10 protein-coding genes are annotated in these 19,134 nt (G+C 62.2%); 6 read left to right on the top strand and 4 right to left on the bottom strand.

All coding sequences use genetic code 11. The features are described from left to right. The first annotated feature begins 12 nt into the window (after positions 1-12). The 6 genes from AAA021_RS02420 to AAA021_RS02395 all read left to right on the top strand — a co-directional run bounded on the left by AAA021_RS02420 (position 13) and on the right by AAA021_RS02395 (position 9,831). Positions 13-2,097, top strand: a complete 2,085-nt coding sequence (locus AAA021_RS02420; RefSeq protein WP_349087802.1) for a DUF6273 domain-containing protein — start codon at positions 13-15, stop codon at positions 2,095-2,097. A 240-nt stretch (positions 2,098-2,337) separates the two neighbouring features. Then, positions 2,338-5,673, top strand: a complete 3,336-nt coding sequence (locus AAA021_RS02415) for a CAP domain-containing protein (RefSeq protein ID WP_349087801.1) — start codon at positions 2,338-2,340, stop codon at positions 5,671-5,673. A 419-nt stretch (positions 5,674-6,092) separates the two neighbouring features. Continuing rightward, complete coding sequence (locus AAA021_RS02410) at positions 6,093-8,435, top strand: heavy metal translocating P-type ATPase (RefSeq protein WP_349087799.1); 2,343 nt, start codon at positions 6,093-6,095, stop codon at positions 8,433-8,435. A 146-nt stretch (positions 8,436-8,581) separates the two neighbouring features. After that, on the top strand, positions 8,582-8,803 hold the full coding sequence (locus AAA021_RS02405; protein WP_117634829.1) for a heavy-metal-associated domain-containing protein: 222 nt from the start codon (positions 8,582-8,584) through the stop codon (positions 8,801-8,803). Positions 8,804-8,938: 135 nt separating this feature from the next. Continuing rightward, positions 8,939-9,211 carry a metal-sensing transcriptional repressor gene (locus AAA021_RS02400; protein ID WP_022094020.1) on the top strand — a complete coding sequence of 91 codons (273 nt, stop codon included), beginning with the start codon at positions 8,939-8,941 and terminating at the stop codon, positions 9,209-9,211. Between the two features lie 146 nt (positions 9,212-9,357). Next, positions 9,358-9,831: a hypothetical protein gene (locus AAA021_RS02395; protein ID WP_055310332.1), complete on the top strand. Its 474-nt coding sequence runs from the start codon at positions 9,358-9,360 to the stop codon at positions 9,829-9,831. 107 nt (positions 9,832-9,938) lie between these two features. Here the strand turns inward: AAA021_RS02395 and AAA021_RS02390 are convergent, their stop codons facing one another. The 4 genes from AAA021_RS02390 to gltB form a co-directional block, all read right to left on the bottom strand. Next, positions 9,939-11,309, bottom strand: coding sequence for an amidohydrolase family protein (locus AAA021_RS02390; protein ID WP_349087797.1), 1,371 nt, complete (start codon positions 11,307-11,309; stop codon positions 9,939-9,941). A gap of 152 nt (positions 11,310-11,461) precedes the next feature. Then, positions 11,462-12,169 carry a hypothetical protein gene (locus tag AAA021_RS02385; protein ID WP_349087795.1) on the bottom strand — a complete coding sequence of 236 codons (708 nt, stop codon included), beginning with the start codon at positions 12,167-12,169 and terminating at the stop codon, positions 11,462-11,464. Positions 12,170-12,522: 353 nt separating this feature from the next. Beyond that, entirely contained in the window at positions 12,523-14,004 is a 1,482-nt protein-coding gene (locus AAA021_RS02380; RefSeq protein ID WP_260699769.1) for a glutamate synthase subunit beta, read from the bottom strand. Positions 14,005-14,009: 5 nt separating this feature from the next. After that, positions 14,010-18,707, bottom strand: coding sequence for a glutamate synthase large subunit (gene gltB, locus AAA021_RS02375; protein ID WP_349087794.1), 4,698 nt, complete (start codon positions 18,705-18,707; stop codon positions 14,010-14,012). Positions 18,708-19,134: the final 427 nt, after the last annotated feature.

The raw sequence follows: 19,134 nt of genomic DNA, 5'->3' as shown, positions 1-19,134 counted from the left end.
CAAAGGAACGCCATGGATACTACCGATAGCGCCTATGGCGACAAACTCATCCGTCTCGATACGTTCGATACCGCCGTGGCGGTCGACCCCAGCGCCGAGGACGACGCCAAACGTCGGTTTATGACGCTTATTCTCCAGACGGCCCACCGCAACAACGGCAACATCGAGCACGTGCTGCGCGCGACCAACACGAGCGGCGAGGTCTTTGCCGTCAAGCTACTCAAGGACAACGCTATCCTTTCCGGCCAAGCCCCCGACCGCTCCGCCGAGCAATCGGCCGCGCACCTGGCCAACACCGCTGCGCTGTTCGAGGAGTACCGTCATCTGTGTACCGTCTCGCACCTGCGCGGATTTTCGCGCGTCTATGGCTACGGCTCGTGTGAGGATGACCCGCTCATCCTCATGGAGTGGGTCGAGGGCATCTCGCTCAAGCAGGCGCTGCCCCTGCTTCCGCACGACGCCTCGGGCGGGCTGACCACCCAGATGGTCGCCGCCGTCGGAAATGCCGTGCTTCGTGCGCTCTTGATGACCCAAGGCCTCGTGAATCCGGTCATCCATCGCGACCTGTCGCCTGCCAATATCATGTTCCGCACCACCAGCCGAACGCTCGAGCAGCAGATTGCCGATTGCTCCTTTGACCCCTGCCTCATCGACATGGGCTCCGCGACCATGACTCTCGGCGACGACACGATCACCCGGCGCGCCGACATCTGGCGCTTTGCCACGCCCGCATACGCCGCGCCCGAGATGCTCACGCAGGATATCGAAGGCATCGCGGCCCTTCGCCGTTCGCCGGCAATCGATGTCTACGCGCTTTCGAGCATTCTGTACCAGCTCTACAGCGGTCGCAAACCGTTCGATGTCGAGTCGACGGGTGCCGCGGCAACCGGCTCGTTCTACCTCATAAAGACCAAGACCAAGCCGGCGCCGCTCGAGCCGCGCTGCAAGGACGATGAAGCGCTCGTCCAGATCATCATGAAAGGCATCTCAGTCGAGCAGTGCGATCGTCCCACCGAGCAGCAGATGCTCGAGGTGCTCTCGGCATACCTCACCGATGCCGAATCCGAGGGCCGCGAAGGCGCAGGAGACGAGGCCGCGATTGATATCGATTCTGGCACGCACCTTAAGGTCGACGTCGCCGGCGAGCGCGCGCGAGAGATCCTGGAGCAGGCCCGGCACGATGCCATGACCCGCCGCCGCTTTATTATCGGTGGCGTTGTCGCAGCCGTTGCGGGGCTTGGCGTTATCGGGGCGGCAACCCATGGCTTTGGCATCCCCGACTACCTGGACGGCATCCGCGGTTCACTTGACGACTACACCTGGGATCAGCTGCAGGAGGTTTCGCTCAAGATTAAGGCCGCCGAGACCCGTAGCGAGGCACGCGAGATTGCCAAGCGCTATCATCTGCTCGATGACAACGGGCATATCCCCTATCCATGCACTAAGCGCGTGAAGCTCACCAATGGGCTGCACGTCGGCGCGCAGCTCGTGGGCATCCGCCACGACGAGCTTCTAGACGGTACGGGCAAGGCCGGGCTGACGTTTATGTTCGACGCGGGTATTGCCGAGCGCAACGCTGCGGCTGAACCGCCGAGCGCCGGCTGGGCAGATTGCGAGCTGCGGGAATGGCTCGACGGCGACGGCCTTAAGCTGCTGCCCAACGAGTTGCGCGCACTCATCAAATCTGTCAAAAAGATCTCGAATAACGTTGGCGCCGCCAGGAGCGCATCGTGTCTGAGCGAGCTGCCCGCGACCCTTTGGCTGCCCGCCATGGTCGAGCTGTGCGGAGTGCAGCCGCCCGAGTCGTTTGCCGAGGGCTTTCAGTACCTGGCAGACATCTACAACGGCGAAGGCAAGGAGTACCAGCTGTTCCGCGAGCTCAAGGTGAGCCCGTATTCCACGAACGAGACGATGGTCCGCCAGTGGAAGGGCAAGGACACCTGCTGGTGGGAGCGCACGGTGAGCCCCGACTCATCGGAGACCGAAGGCACGCTCTATTTGAATCGCGTTGGACACGACGGCGACGTCTTTACGTACGCAACGCCTGCGGACAAGCCAAACAAACGAACCTGTGTGATCCCCGGATTCTGTATCTAGGGAGCGGGCATCTTGCCGTGACGGGACCCCTCCCCGGCAATTGTCTCAATCTGTAACGGTTAGAGGTCATATTTGCTGCCAGATGTTACAGAACGAGACATTAGCTTGCCGAGAACTTCGACTCATAAATGTGACTCAAGTGTGTCGATATTTTCTTGCCAATGTTGCGCAACAGAAACCCTTTCGGCGGTCGTAACGTACGAATTGTCATAGGTACCCCTTCAACGATTGGGAGAAGAAATGGCAAAGTACGCACCTAAACACTTGGAAGTCTCAGGCGGCGCCGAGCCCCATCGCGCATTCGCGGGTCACAAGACCGCGCGACTCGCCGTCACCGCAGCCACCACCATCGCAATGACCGGCTCGTCGTTGCTCGCCCCGTTCTCGGCATTTGCCAACGATCTGAGCGACACCACGGCACAGGACGCAATCATGTCCCCGCTCGCCGCCCACGCCGGCGAGGCGGCAGGCTCCGCAGTAAAGACGAACGCCCAGAAAATTGCCGACTTGCAGGCCGCAATCGACGCCGCAAAGGCTGCCGAGGCAGAAGCCAAGTCCGACTACGACACGGCGGTTGCCCCCTATACCGAAAAGCAGACGGTCCGCGACAACGCCCAGACTGCCTACGACGCTTCCGTCTCCAACAATTCGCAGGCAGAAGCCGCCGCGCGTGCCGAATACGCCCGTCAACTCGATGAAAGCGTCAAGGCGGCCAACAGCGCCAGCGCCACGTTAAAGGATGCCCAGAGCAAGCTCGACACGGCCAAGGCCGATGCCGAAAGCAAGACGAAGGCACTCGACTCCGCAAAGCAGGCGGCAGCCGACGCACGGGCCAAGCTTGAGGAAGCCCAGAAGGCAGCCGCCAACGCAACGCCGGAGGAAATCAAGGCCGCCGAGCAGTCTGCCGCAGATGCCCAGAAGGTTCTTGACCAGGCAAAGGCCGCAAAAACCGCTGCCGACTCCGCACTCGCCGATGCCCAGCAGGCTCGGAGCGCCGCGCAGAGCGCTTACAACGAGGCGTCAGGCACGCTGGCTTCCGCTCAACAGGCAAAGACCGCCGCGGATGGTAAGGTAGTCGCGGCACAGGCAGCGTATGACAGCGCGCAAGCCGATTTGGCAGCCGCAAAGGCAGGCGCCGAGGGCCCGGAGTATGACGCCGCTCAGGCAAAGGTCGATGCCGCCCAAAGCGCACTCGATCAGGCGAAGCAGCAGCAGGCGGCTGCCGAAGCAGGTCTTTCTCAGGCAAATAGTGACGTTGCATCCAAGCGGGACGCCCTCACCGGTGCCGAAAGCGAGCTCGAAGCCAAGAAGCAGACAGTCGCAGCAGCCGAAAATGATGTAACGGCAGCCCAGGCGAAAGCCGATGCGGCGCAATCGGAGTTGACCTCGGCAAAGCAGGTGCATGCTGCCGAGCTGGAGAAGGCAAAGGCCGCTCAGAAACAAGTCGACCAGGCAAAAGCCGAGAAGGAGCAAGCAGACAAGGCGCTCGAAACTGCCAAGACAAACCAGGCGGCCGCCGATCAAGCCGTTGTCGATGCACAGAAAGCATACGATACGTGCAAGGCGGCAGCCGATAAGGCTACGACGGCGGAGGCGCAGAGCGTCATCGGCTTTTACCAATTCATCGGTGCCAACGATGCTGCAGACATCATCTATAAGCAGAGCGACTTAAACCCAACGACCATCGGCGATAAAAAGGACGGCACGTCACTCGACAACGCCAAGCTTTCGTTTGGCAAGCTGCGCGAGATTAATGAATATCGCAAAAGCGTCGGCCTTAGCGAGCTTAAGGTGACGGCCGAGCAGATGGCAATTGCTCAGTCGAACTCCAATTACTCAGACGCCATGCTAGACCATTCAGACTATGCGCGATTCGAAAATGCCGCATGGAACTATGACTTGAAAAGAAATGTCGCACACCAGTGGGTTGATGAGGAAAAGAATATATTTGACCAGGCCGCAGCGAAAGCCGGCCTTGGCGAAATTGCCCCCAAAGATGCTTGGGATACTTTCTGGAGCCACGGCACCGAATTCGGAGAGCAAAAGGTAGGCTTTGGCACCGTCGGCCACTATTTGAATATCGTACAGCCTGACGCCAAAACCATGGGATACGGCATTAATTCTCGAGGAACTCATCTCTCATATACCTACATCTTGGAGGTTGACGACAACTACGGTTCGTACGAGAAAGAATATTCAATCGATGAACTCGAGAGTCTCTTTGATCAGTATCAGCTGAGTCTCTCCAAGGCCAGCGAAAACCTTGCCGCTGCAAAAGCGAACCTTGAGCAAAAGCGCAGCACAGCGGCATCGAAAGCCGATGCCGTAAAGGCAGCAGAGACCCTCGTCGCTCAAAAGCGAGAAGGCGTTGATACCGCGAACAGCAACCTTGCCACCGAAAATGGCAACGTGGCAGGTGCCGCTGCCGAGGTCGCTCAAGCAGAGCAGAATCTCGCCAAGGCAAACGGAAAAGTTGCCGAAGCCGAAGACCAGGTTAAAGCCGCCCAAAGCAACGTGGCGCCCGCAGAGCAGGTCGTCAACCAGAAGCGCGCCGAGCTTAAGGCATCGCAAGAGCAAGCCGCTCAGAGTCAGAAGAAGGTTGATGACGCCAAGGCAGAGGCTCTCTTAAAGCAGCAGGCTCTGCAAGATGCAAGGAAGGAACTTGCCAAGTATTCTGCCGATGTTGCTGCGGCCCAGGAGAAGGCTGACAAGGCCCATCAAACGCTCGATGAAGCCACGGCGGCTCAGACGTCTGCCCAGAGCGCTCTTGAAAAGGCGGAGCGCGACGCGGCTGCCAAGAAGCAGGCCCTCACTATCGCCAAGGACGGCGTCGAGGCCAAGGCGGCGACCGCGGAGCACGCCGCGAGCGATCTGACCACGGCGGAAAACGACTTTGCTTCAAAGCAGGCACATGCCGATGCGTTGAACAACGCGGCCGATAATCTCGCCACGGCCGAGGCAGCCAAGAAGGACGCCGACGCAGCAGTGACTGCGGCCGAAACTGCTCTTAGTGCGACGAATGATGCCGTAGCGAATGCCGAGCAGGCGGTCGAGAATTCTCAGGCCGCACCGGACGCCGCTGCCGCCGCTCTCGGAAAGCTCAAGTCCGTCAATGTCGAAAACGGCATCGCAACCGGCTCCGATGCAAACGCGAACGATACGCTCAATGCCCTCTTTGCCAAGTGCGTCGCCGCCAAGCAGGCAGAACATAACGCAAAGGCCGCACTTGATGCCGCTCAGGCAGACCTTGATGCTGCGACGCCCGCCTACACCGCGGCGCTCAATGCCTACAACGAGGCGAAGGCAAAACGCGTAGCCGCCGAGCAAGCCCTGAAGGACGAGATCGCCCGCCAGGAGCAAGAGGCAGCGAAGGCCGAGCAGGCCAAGATCACGCAGGCTGCCGCTAAGCCGGTTGCTGGAAAGCCGTCTGCTGGCAACGCCAAGACGGCCGCCAACTCGGCACTTCCCATCACAGGCGACAATGCTGCGCTCGCCGGTGAGACGTTTGTCATCGGAGGCGTCGTGCTTGTAGCCGCCGGCGTCTTCCTAACCGACAAGAAACGTCGTCAGGAGTAAGGATTTCGGGAGGACGGCTTCTCTTCCCTTCCACCGCTTCGCAAACCCTGCTCAGCATACGCCGGGGCACCCATCACGCGGGCGCCCCGGCGTTTTACATTGAACGGCCAGGGCATCTGCTCCGAGATTGTCTCGATCTGCAACATCTAGCAGGCAAAACAGTCCCCAGATGTTACAGATTGAGACGTTAAGTTGTGGCTCGATGTAATATCTAGATCTGTAACAGTTACTCGACAAAAACGGGTCTAGTTGTTACAGATTGAGACATTAGACCGGCTACGGTCCGCCGACCTGGCTATCACCTCGGCCAATAACAGAATGGCATACATTTCAATCTCCACTGTACACCCCCAGGGGGTATGGGTGTATAGTATCAGCAGGTTAACAATTCCAACACCGAACCACAGAAAGGAGAAGCCATGGCTCAAGATAAGTTCGACGTGGGCGGCATGACGTGCGCCGCCTGCCAGGCGCATGTGGACCGCGCCGTGAGCAAGCTCGACGGCGTCCAAAGCGTCGCGGTCAACCTGCTTGCCGGCTCCATGCTGGTCGACTACGACCCCGCGCAGGTCACCCCCGATGACATCTGCACCGCCGTCGATCGCGCGGGCTACTCGGCCTCACCCGTCGACGCGGGCACCGGTGCCGCCGGCTCAAACGGCAGTGCGCAAGCCAGGTCCGGCGCCGCCCATATGGAGTCGCCCACCAAAAAGCTGGAGGCCGCCGCCTCCGCCATGCGCACCCGCCTCATCATCTCGATCATCTTCCTCATCCCGCTGTTCTACATAGGCATGGGGCACATGCTCGGTTGGCCACTGCCCGGCGTCTTCACCGACCACACCCACAGCATGACGCTCGCGCTCACCGAGCTCGTCCTGCTCATCCCCATCGTCTACGTCAACGACGCGTACTTTATCAACGGGTTTAAATCACTCGCGCACGGCGCGCCCACCATGGACGCCCTCATCGCCGTCGGCGCCACCGCGTCCATCGCCTGGTCGCTCTACGCCATGTTTATCATGGCCGACCAGCTGGCCGCGGGCCAGGTCCACGAGGCCATGATGACGGGCATGGACAATCTGTATTTTGAGAGCGCCGGCACGATCCTGTCGCTGGTCACCGTGGGCAAATACCTCGAGACGCGCAGCAAGTCCAAGACCGGCGGCGCCATCGAGGCGCTCATCGACCTGGCGCCCAAGACCGCGACCATCGTGGCCGACGACGGCACCGAGACCGCTGTGGACGTCGACGCCATCCTTCCCGGCCAGGTGCTGCGTGTGCGCCCCGGCGAGTCCATCCCTGTCGACGGCGTCGTACTCGAGGGCGCTTCGGCCGTGGACGAAAGTGCGCTGACCGGCGAGTCTATCCCCGTGGAGAAGACCGCCGGCGACACCGTCAACGCCGCCACCGTCAACCGCACCGGATCGTTTACCTTCCGCGCTACGCGTGTGGGCGCCGACACGTCGCTCGCCAAGATTATCCAGCTCGTCGAGGACGCCAACGCCACCAAGGCGCCCATCGCCCGCATGGCCGACAAGGTCGCCGGCGTGTTCGTGCCCGTGGTGTTTGTAATCTCTGCCGTAACTTTTGTGGCGTGGATGGTGCTGACCGGAAGCATCAACGAAGCGCTCACCTCCGCCGTGGCCGTGCTGGTAATCAGCTGCCCGTGCGCGCTGGGCCTGGCCACGCCCGTCGCCATTATGGTCGGCACCGGCAAGGGCGCCGAGATGGGCATTCTGTTCAAGAGCGCCGAGGCGTTGGAGAACCTGCGCAGCGTGGGCACCGTGGTGCTCGATAAGACGGGCACAGTCACCCGCGGCAAGCCTGCCGTGACCGACATTGTGGTTGCCGCGCGCGCCGACGGCTCGCCCACTATGAGTGAAAAGGCGTTACTGAAACTCGCTGCCGCGTTGGAGCGCTCGAGCGAGCACCCGCTGGCCGAGGCGATTATGGCCGAGTGCGAGACGCGCGGAATTGTCGCGCGCACGGTCGAGGACTTTGCCGCCGTGCCTGGTCGTGGCGTTACGGCGCGCGAGGGGCAAAACGCCATTGCCGCCGGCAATATGCGCCTGATGAACGAGCTGGGCGTTACCGTGCCCGCGGGTCTTGCCGAACAGCTCGCCGCCGAGGGCAAGACACCGCTGTTCTTTGCCAAGAACAGCGAGCTTGTCGGTACCATCGCCGTGGCGGATGAGGTCAAAGAGACGAGCGCCGAGGCCATCGCCGCACTGCGCTCGCTTGGCGTCGACGTGCGCATGCTCACCGGCGACAACCGCGTGACGGCCGTGGCCATCGCCCGCCGCGTGGGGCTGAGCAGCGAACAGGTCATCGCCGACGTCCTCCCTGCCGACAAGGAGCGCCACGTCCGCGAGCTGCAGGATGTGGGCGGCAAGGTCGCCATGGTAGGCGACGGCATCAACGACTCCCCCGCCCTGGCGCGCGCCGACGTGGGCCTTGCTATCGGCACCGGCGCCGACATCGCCAAGGAGGGCGCCGACGTGGTACTCATGCGCAGCGACCTCATGGACGTCACCCGTGCCATCGAGCTGTCGCGCGCCACAATTCGCAACATCAAGCAGGACCTGTTCTGGGCGCTGTTCTACAACGGCATCGGCATTCCGCTGGCGGCGGGCGTGTTCTTCCCCCTCACCGGTTGGCAACTCTCGCCGATGTTTGGCGCCGCCGCCATGAGCCTGTCGAGCGTGTGTGTTGTTTCCAACGCTCTGCGCCTGCGAACCTTTAAGCCTAAAGTGGCAAAATAGGCTCACTATTACGTCCATTTAGAATGGGTTTTCCAGGTGCCGAGATTGACCTGAAAGAGGAGCGACGCGTACTTTGGTACGCGAGCGACGGCTTGAAGGTCAAGGTCGGGTGCCTGGGAAAGCCGACACAACAGAGAGGAATACCCATGCGTTACACAATCAAGACTTCCGGCCTTATGTGCGGCCATTGCGATGCCACCGTCGAGACCGCGCTGCTCAACGTGGTCGGCGTGACCGATGCCGACGCCGATCACGAGACCCAGACTGTCCAGGTGGAGTGCGCCGACACCGTGACCGCCGAGCAGCTCGCCGCCGCCGTCGAGGGCGCCGGCGAGAAGTTCCACGCCCTTTCGGTGACCGCCGCGTAGCAGACGCCGCCCACTCAATCCTCAGAAGTTGCGGTGAAATACGGACTGTTGTGCCGCCCTAGGCCTTTAAACGGTCCGTATTTCACCGCAACTGACGGGGACATCCGGAAGATCGACCAGAAACGAGGACCCGACATGATGGCAGACCATAAATCGGTGACCCGCATGCTCAAGACGGCACGCGGCCAGATCGACGGCATCTTGCGGATGGTCGAGGAGGACCGTTACTGCGTCGATATTTCCACGCAGCTCATGGCAACGCAGGCGCTCCTCGCGCGCATTAACGCCGACGTGCTCAAGGCGCATATCGAGGGCTGCGTGACTTCGGCAATCGAATCGGGCGACGAAGACCTCAAAGCCGCCAAGCTCGCCGAAATCGAACGCGTCGTCGACAAGCTCTCCAAGTAATAGGGGCATTGGGGACAGATTTCTTTGCACCGTCTTGGTATTCCGGGGACAGGTATGTTTGCACCACATTGGTGCAGATTAACCTGTCCCCCTTGCTCTAAATCGGGTATAAAGGCGTGCAGCATATCGAACGAAAGGCAATTTGCATGAATGACTTTATGAAGGGTCGCAATGGTGCCGATGAACTCACCATCGTGATGGGTTTTGCCGGCATCGTCATCGCGATGATCGGATCGATAGCCCGCATCCAGTGGCTCAGCTGGATTGCCATCGCCGTAATCGTGATTGGCGTGCTGCGCGGCCTGTCCAAAAATATCGACGCACGTCACAAGGAGAACGAGGCCTTTGTCGCCGCGACTGCAAACGTACCCGGCTTGGGCAAGTTTGTAGCTAGCTTGGGCGGCGGAGCTGCAGCGGCCAACGCCTCGCGCGCAGCCGGTACTAGCAAGGAAGACTTTGAACGTGCCAAGCGCACAGCCAAGAAGATGTGGAAGGGCCGCAAGACCACGGCCTATCTTAAGTGCCCCAACTGCGGCCAGATGCTCTCCGTTCCCAAGGGCAAAGGCAAGATCCGCGTCACCTGCCCCAAGTGCCATGCCAAGATGGAGACGCGCTCATAGCTGCCATACTATGGGACAAATAAAAGCCGAGGCCTCGCACTGGGACCTCGGCTTTTTCTGATTATGACAAAAGGATTGTCCCTTTGTCGCATCGCCATATCGCGCGCTTACGCCACGCCATCGCGGGCAAGCTCCTCGGCCAACGCCTCGGCAGGCATGGCCATAATCGCGTCGAGCTCGGCGTCCACCTCGGGAATACGCTTCACCTTGAGCTTGCGCACCAGATCACCGCGACACATCACGTGCGTCGGATCACGCAGTGCGCACAGGTCATCGAGCGGGTTCTCGCGCGTCACCAGAATATCGGCGGCCTTGCCGCACTCGATTGTGCCGGTCTCGCCGCCCAGCCCCAGCAGCTCGGCATTGACCTGCGTGGCCGTATGCAGCGCGAAAGCGTTGCCCACGCCGACATACTTGGCAAAATAGGCCACCTCACGCCACATGTCGTACTGCGTCACGAACGGGCAGCTCGAGTCCGTGCCAAGGCCCACCTTAACGCCAGCTTCCAGTGCGGCACGGGCGCTCTCGATGATGCCCAAGCACACGATGTCACCGTTCTTCTTTTGTGTATCGGTCGAATGGGTCTTTTCCGGGTCGAGCAATACAAACGGCAGCGCCGGGCTGATAGTGCAGGTAACGCTGGGCGCACGCCCCTCGAGCTGCGTGCCCGCGGCGCCGCGGTACAGTTCCAAGATCTCGGGAGTCATCGGGGCACCGTGCTCGATCGTATCGACGCCGGCCTCAAGCGCGGCCTTCACGCCTTCGGTGCTCTCGACATGAGCCATAACCGGCAGGCCCACCTCGTGCGCCGCCTTGCACGCCGCCGCGGCAACCTCGACCGGCATACGCAGCACACCCGGCTCGCCCACCTCGGTAGCGTCGAACACGCCGCCCGTCACGAACAGCTTGATGACGTCGGCACCGCGCGCATACAGGTCGCGCACCTGTTCGGCTGCCTCGGCGGGACTGTTGGCCACCTGGGCGAACAAACCCGCACCATGGCCGCCCGGCACCGTGACACCCGTTCCCGGCGCCACCAGGCGAGGACCTTGATACTTGCCGGCATCGATAGCATCGCGCACGGCAAGATCGGCAAACAGCGGGTCGCCCGCGCCGCGCACCGTGGTCACGCCACTTGCCAGTTGTTGTTGGGCGCTGCCCTTAAGAATATGGCGCACGATGGCGCGCCCCACGGGATTATCGAGCTTCTTCATCAGCGCGCCCGCATCGCCCGCCGAAACCGGCTTGCCCGAACCGCACAGATGCACATGCATATTGATGAGGCCTGGCATGAGATACGCACCTGCCAGGTCGATAACCTCGGCACCCGCAGGCGCCTGCGCCACAGCACTCGGCCCCATCCACGTGATGACACCGCGCTCAACAGTCACGGCCATATCGGGTTGCGGCTCCATATCCTCCGAACCATCCAGGACGGTCGCATTGATAAACAACGTGGAACGATCGGCAGACGCCATATCGAGCTCCTCCCTCACGATTAACTTGAACATTTGTCCATTATCACCTAATGCAGCGACCTAAAGTCGAGCATATCGGTTAACGGAGGGAAGAGGGGATGTGGGGGACGGAATACGTTGCAGTCCCACCCCAGCGACACCAGTCACATCCCCTACTCCCATTCTTGTTCGTAGATGTTGAGGGACTTTACGTAGCGCCCCTGGGCGCCCATGATGTCGCGGACCAGGCGCAAAAAGAAGCTGATGCACGAGGTGTCAAAGCCATCCTGCAGGTCCTCCGGATGCACCGCACCCGGCCCATCGACTGCCGTGTCACTCAGGCGCGCGATGTCGTACAGATAGAGCTGTCCCGCCGTCAGCCAGACATCGTCGACGCAAGCGAGGCGCACCGCAATCGCGCCGTCGCTCCAATGCTCCTTTTGCACGATATGCGGGTCGCAGACATCAAAGCGACGGTCGGTGCGCGTATCCTTCAGCGCAACTATGCCGTTCGCAGGATCCTTGTCCAAAATGCCAAAGCGCGAGAAATACTGCGTGTCGCGTACCTGCTCGAGCCGCTTGAGCGAGGCAGGCGAAAGCGATGCCGGCGGCTCGTCAACATACAGCTCGAGCAGCGTCTTGCCATGGCGATAGGAGCGCTCGAAGAGCAGCCAATCGGTAAACGCCATGTTGTAGGCCATGATTTCGTTTTGCGAAGGCTCGGTGCAATAGCTGAGCCACGGGTCGACAATGATCTCGAACTGTTCGCGCGCCGGCTCCAAAAACTGGAACTTCCGCAGCATCCAAAAATGGGCTATGTCGGCAATATCGTTGCCGACGGCTTCGGCTAGCTGCGCTCGGTCTAAAGCGTGGTCAGTCATTGCATCCTCCTCAAACTGATAGACCTCAATTTGAGCTTACGAGGAGGGTGGTCGGCCACGACCAGCGCGGGCAAAATAGGCCTCCGGCTGCAAACCAGATGCTGACCAAACACTTGACGAAAAGCTTGACCGAAAATGCGCACCGCAACAAAACCGCAGGTAAACATAGACGGCCAACCCGCCCTTTTGAGCCAGATACCCACAGCCACCACAGAAACAACAGGTGACCACAGCCCAAGAAGTCGACAAATAAACACCCGTACGTCGACAAACGAGCAAATCGCTCGCAAAGAGTGTCCCCAACGACTAGACAAAAAATGACTAGTCATTGGGGACACTCTTAAATGACTACTTTACAGCTCCAGCGCCTCGGCGACTTCGGCAGCGCAGGCCAGGGCGTCGGCCATGGCGCTTACCACGAGCGAACTGCCATTGCGAGCATCGCCGGCCACGTATACCGGTGTGGCGCCCGCGGCGACGCCGTCGACACGGGCCGCAAGGTGCGAGCCCTCGGCAGCCATCACCGGCAGCGGACGACCAGCGGTGGCAACAGGCACGCCAACGGCGTCGAACACGCCATGCTCGGGACCCGTAAAGCCGCAGGCGATGAGCACCAGCTGGGCCGGCACCTCGTGCTCGGAGCCCGCGATGCGCTCGGGCTTGCCAGCCGACCAATCCAGATCGACCACGCGCAGGCCCGCGGCCGCGCCCTTCTTGTCCAACAGTACCTCGAGCGTATCCACACCCCAAGCGCGCATCTCGCCGCCCATGGCAGCGATGGCCTCCTGCTGGCCATAATCGGTCTTCTTCACGTTGGGCCACTGCGGCCAGGGGTTGCTCGCCGCGCGCGCATCAGGCGCCGCCGGCAAGAACTCAAACTGGCGCACGCTGCGCGCACCCTGACGTACCGCGGTGCCCACGCAGTCGTTACCGGTATCGCCGCCGCCAATGACCACAACGTCCAGGCCGCGCGCGTTCACCGCGGGCTCGCCGCCATCGAGCACCGAGACGATCGAAGCCGCCAGGTAGTCCACGGCATACACCACGCCCGGGGCATCAATGTTCGCAGCCGAAAGCCCACGCGGAGCACGGGCGCCGGCAGCCACCACGACGGCGTCAAAGTCGTCGAGCTTGGCGGTAACCTTGGAATCGCTCACGTCGGCACTCAGCTCGAACACAATGCCCAGCTCGCGCATGAGCGCCACGCGACGCTCGACCACGGACTTCTCGAGCTTCATGTTGGGAATGCCGTACATGAGCAGACCGCCCGGGCGGTCGTCGCGCTCAAACACCGTCACGCGGGCGCCACGACGCGCAAGCTCCCATGCTGCCACCAGACCAGCGGGACCGGAACCCACCACGGCAACCGTGGGTGCACCCTCCCCTGCCGGCTCAAAGCGGTGCGGACCGCCGTTGGCCCACTCATGGTCGCTGATCGCGCGCTCGTTGTCATGAATCGTCGTGGGCTGGCCATCGACCGAGCCCAGGTTGCATGCGGCCTCGCACAGCGCCGGGCACACGCGGCTCGTGAACTCGGGCATGGGCGAGGTGAGTGACAGGCGCTCGGCAGCCTCGTCCCAACGGCCGCGGTACACTAGCTCGTTCCACTCGGGAATCAGGTTGTGCAGCGGACAGCCGCTCGGACGTGCCTTGCCAAAGCTCGCGCCCATCTGACAAAACGCCACACCGCACATCATGCAGCGGCTCGCCTGGGCACGGCGCGCATCGTCGTCGAGCTCCACGTACAGCGGATCGAAATCGCGGCTGCGCTCCTCCACGGGGCGCAGCTCGTGGGTCACGCGATCGATATCAAGAAAAGCACCGGGCTTACCCATGGCACTTACGCCTCCTTCTTGGTCGAAGCAACAGAGCTGGCGGCGGCGGGCACAGCGCCAGCGACACCACCCGCCACATCAAAGCGAGCGACATCGGCGGCGTCGGCGCGACCGGTCACAATGTCAAACGCCAGCTCCTCGGCCTGCTCATGCGTCTTGCCGACGGCCTCGGCGGCGGCGACAATCGCCAGCACGCGCTCGTACTCGGTCGGAATGACCTTCACAAAGTGCTTGCTCATCGTCTCAAAGCTGTAGAGCAACTTAATGCCGCGCGGGCTCTGCGTCGCGTCCACGTGCTCCTGGACGAGCGCACGAATCTGCGCCAGCTCACCGGCCGTCGGGGCTTTAAGCTCAACGCTCTCGTGGTTCACACGGGCATCGAGCGTGCCGTACTGGTCAAAGACGTAAGCCACGCCGCCCGTCATGCCGGCGGCGAAGTTCTGCCCGACCTCGCCCAGGATGAGCGCCAGACCTCCCGTCATGTACTCGCAGCCATGGTTGCCGCAGCCCTCGACCACCACCGTGGCACCGGAGTTGCGTACGCCAAAGCGCTGGCCGGCCAGGCCGTTAATGAAGCCGCGGCCACTCGTAGCGCCAAAGAACGCAACGTTGCCCACGATGATGTTCTCGTCGAACTTGTAGGTCGCATGCGGGTTGGGGCGCACCGACACCTCGCCGCCCGAAAGGCCCTTGCCAAAGTAGTCGTTGGCGTCGCCGCACACGTTGAGCGTAATGCCGCGCGGCAGGAAGGCGCCAAAGCTCTGACCGGCCGAACCATCGCAATCGATGGTGATGGAGCCGGCGGGCAGGCCCTCGGGATGCGCCTTGGTCACCGCGTTGCCCAAGATGGTGCCCACGCAACGGTTGACGTTGGCGATATCGGCGCGGAAGCGAATCGGACGCAGGTGCGCACGGGCATCGGCCGTATAGGGCACAAACAACGTGGAGTCGAGCGTCTTTTCGAGCTCGCTGTCCGCAGCCATCTGCGGCAGGAAGTGACGACCGTCGGCACCCGGGATGTGGGCACCGAACTCGCAGGTCGCGCTCGCCAGCACGGGCGACAGATCGAGCAGGTTGGCCTTGCGGTTGCCCGGGACCTCAATCTGGCGCAAGCACTCGGGATGGCCGACCATCTCGTCGACGGTGCGGAAGCCCAGGCTCGCCATGACCTCGCGCAGCTGCTCGGCAACAAAGAGCATAAAGTGCTCGACGTGCTCGGGCTTGCCGCGGAAGCCGCGACGCAGGCGACAGTTTTGCGTGGCGATGCCGGCCGGGCAGGTATCCTGCTGGCAGTCGCGCTGCATAAGGCAGCCCATGGAGATGAGCGGCATGGTCGCAAAGCCAAACTCCTCGGCACCCAGCAGGCAGGCGACGGCGACATCGGTGCCGTCCATGAGCTTGCCGTCGGCTTCGAGCACCACGCGTGAGCGCAGGCCGTTTTGCAGCAGCGTCTGCTGGGCCTCGGCAAGGCCAAGCTCCAGCGGCAGACCGGCGTGCCAGATCGAATCGCGCGCAGCGGCACCCGAGCCGCCGTTGTGGCCGCTGATCAAGATCTTGTCGGCGGCACCCTTGGCCACACCGGTGGCGACGGTGCCGACGCCGGCCTCGCTGACCAGCTTGACCGACACGCGTGCGCCGGGGTTGGCGTTCTTAAGATCGAAGATAAGCTCCGCCAGGTCCTCGATGGAGTAGATGTCGTGGTGCGGCGGAGGCGAGATCAGGCCGATGCCGGGCGTGGACTGACGGACCTCGGCGATCCAGGGGTAGACCTTCTTGCCGGGCAGGTGGCCGCCCTCGCCGGGCTTGGCGCCCTGGGCCATCTTGATCTGAATCTCAAAGGCGCTGCACAGGTAGCGGCTCGTCACGCCAAAGCGCGCGCTTGCCACCTGCTTGATGGCGGAATTCTTGGAGTCACCGTTAGCCAGCGGGGTCTCACGGCGCGGATCCTCGCCGCCCTCGCCCGAGTTGGAACGGCCGTGCAGGCGGTTCATGGCGATGGCCATGCACTCGTGTGCTTCCTTGCTGATGGAACCGTACGACATGGCGCCGGTGTTAAAGCGGCGAACGATGTTGAGCGCGGGCTCGACCTCGTCGAGTGCCACCGGGGTGCGGCCGCCGGCATCAAAGTCCAGCAGGTCGCGCAGGCGCACGGCACGGCCGGTGCGGTGCAGGCGGGCGCTGTACTCCTTAAAGGTGTCGTAGCTGTCCTCACGGCAGGCGGTCCGCAGCAAGTAGACAGTCTGCGGATCGATGAGGTGATCCTCGCCGCCGAGCGGGCGCCACTTGGTCAGACCCAACGTGGGCAGCTGATCGGGAGCCGGGCTCTTAAGGATAGCGAGCGCGGCGTCGTAGCGCTCATTCTGCTCGCGCTCGACGTCCTCGACACCCATACCGCCCACACGGCTCACCGTGCCGGCGAAGTACGCGTTGACAAACTCCGGCGTAAAGCCCACGGCCTCGAAGATCTGCGCGGAGTGGTAGCTCTGCACCGTGGAGATGCCCATCTTGGACATGATGGAGACGATGCCGGCGGTCGCAGCCTTGTTGTAGTTGGCGATGCCCTGCTCGGCTGTCACGTCCAGATCGCCGTGCGCCGCCAAGTCGCGAATGCACGCATGCGCGTTGTACGGATAGATGCCGCTCGCGGAGTAGCCCACCAGCGCCGCAAAGTCGTGCGGGGACACGGCGTCGCCACACTCCACCACGATGTCGGCAAAGGTACGCACGCCGGCACGGATCAGGTGGTTGTGCACGCAGCCCACGGCGAGCAGCGACGGCACGGGCACCTCGCCCGCAGCGGCACGGTCGCTCAGCACCACGATGTTCACGCCATCGCGAACCGCAGCCTCGACGTCTTCGGCAAGCTGCTTGAGCGCAGCCTGCAGCGCGCCCTCGCCGGCATCGCGGCGGTAGACGGCACGGAAACGGCGGGTCTTAAAGCCCACGCGGTCGATGGCGCAAATGCGGTCGAACTCCTCCTCGCTCAGCAGTGGGCGCTCCAGGCGAACCAGCTGGCAGGCCGTACGAGAGTCCTCGAGCAGGTTGCCGTGGTTGCCCAGGTAGAGCGTGGTCGAGGTGACCATATGCTCGCGAAGGGCGTCGATGGGCGGGTTCGTGACCTGGGCGAACAGCTGATAGAAGTAGTCAAAGAACGAGCGCGTCTTCTTGGACAGGCAGGCCAGCGGCGCATCGATACCCATCGAGGCGAGCGGCGCCTTGCCCTGCTGGGCCATGGGACGCACGACTTCGTCAACATCATCCCAGTGATACCCGAGCTTGGCCATGCGCACGGCGGCGGGCACCTCGGTATCCTCGGCGGGCGTGGGCGCGACGGGCTTGTCGAGCGCGTCGACGGTCAGCGTCTCCTCGGCGATCCAGTCGCGATAGGGCTTTTCCTTGGCGTAACGAGCGCGCAGCTCGTCGTTGTAGATCACGCGGCCGCGGGCAAAGTCGACCTCGAGCATCTGGCCCGGCCCCAGACAGCCGCTCGTCAGGATGTTCTCGGGGCTCACCTCGATGGTGCCCACCTCACTCGCCAACATAAAGCGGCCGTCGCGCGTCACGTAGTAGCGAGCCGGGCGCAGGCCGTTACGGTCGAGGGCGGCACCCAGGGTACGGCCGTCGGTAAAGGCGATAGCGGCAGGACCGTCCCACGGCTCCATGAGCATGGACTGGTAAGCGTCGTAGGCGCGGCGCTCCTCACTCAGGCTGTCGTTGTGGTCCCACGGCTCGGGCAGCAACATGGACGCGGCACGCGTGAGCGGGCGACCGTTCATGACCAGGAACTCAAGCACATTGTCCAGAATCGCGGAGTCGGAACCCTCGCGGTTAATGATGGGCATCACGCGCTCAAGATCGTGCTGCAGCACGGGGCTGTACAGGTTGGGTTCGCGGGCGCGAATCCAGTTGACGTTGCCCTTGAGGGTGTTGATCTCGCCGTTGTGGATGATAAAGCGGTTGGGGTGCGCGCGCTCCCAACTGGGCGTGGTGTTGGTGGAGTAGCGCGAGTGGACGAGCGCCACGGCCGTCTTGACGGCGGCGTCGTTGAGATCGATGAAGAAGCGGCGCATCTGCGTGGCCACAAGCATGCCCTTGTACACGATGGTGCGCGAACTCATGGAGCACACATAGAAGATCTTGTCGCGCAGGGCGAACTCGGCGTCGGCCTTCTTTTCGATGGTGCGGCGGCACACGTACAGACGGCGCTCGAAGGCGTCGCCGGCGGGCGTATCGTCCGGACGGCCCAGGAAAGCCTGCAGGATAGTAGGCATGCAGGCGCGGGCCGTCTCACCCAGGTCGTGCGGGTCGACGGGCACCTCGCGCCAAAAGAGCAGCGGCACGCCGGCCTCGGCGCAGCCCTCCTCAAACACGCGACGGGCATCCTCTGCGCCCTTGTCGTCCTGCGGGAAGAACAGCATGGCCACGCCATAGTCGCCCTCTGCCGGCAGAATCTGGCCGCACTTTTGAGCCTCTTTACGGAAAAAGTGATGCGGAACCTGGAACAGGATGCCAGCGCCGTCGCCGGTGTTCTTCTCGAGTCCCGTGCCGCCGCGGTGCTCCAAGTTGACCAGAATGGACAGTGCATCGTCCAGAATCTGGTGATGGCGCTCACCGTTGATATCGGCGAGCGCGCCGATGCCACATGCATCGTGGTCGAATTCGGGGCGATAAAGGCCCCGCTGCTGAGCGAAATCTGCCTGCATCGCGATCCTCCCCTAGGTGTTAGACAGTCAGTTGACTAGGCATACTAGGTGCATCGCCGGCCCGTTGTGTTTCCCGCCCGTTTCGAAACAATCGCGTAACGCACGCCCTACGAGTGGACACCGCCGACCTCAAGGACGGCAACAAGGGCCCCGAGTTCGGCCTGTAAGCTCACCGCTTCAAACATCTCAATCTGTAACAGGAAGACCCAATTTTGGCGCCTAGATGTTACAGATTGAGATGTTTTCGAGAGACAGTTCCGAATGTCTCGATCTGTAACACGAAGGGCCGGTTTTTGCAGCTAACTGTTACAGATCGAGATTTTCCATAGGACCATTTCTTCCTGTCTCGATCTGTAACACCTAGGTCCAATTTCCATCCCTAGTTGTTACAGATCAAGACATTTCGGCAACTCCTTTCCCCATCCTA

This window comes from Collinsella sp. CLA-JM-H32, assembly GCF_040098165.1.
Classification (GTDB): domain Bacteria; phylum Actinomycetota; class Coriobacteriia; order Coriobacteriales; family Coriobacteriaceae; genus Collinsella.
The sequence above is the reverse complement of the archived record's forward strand: the minus strand, read 5'-3'. Positions and strand labels throughout refer to the sequence as shown.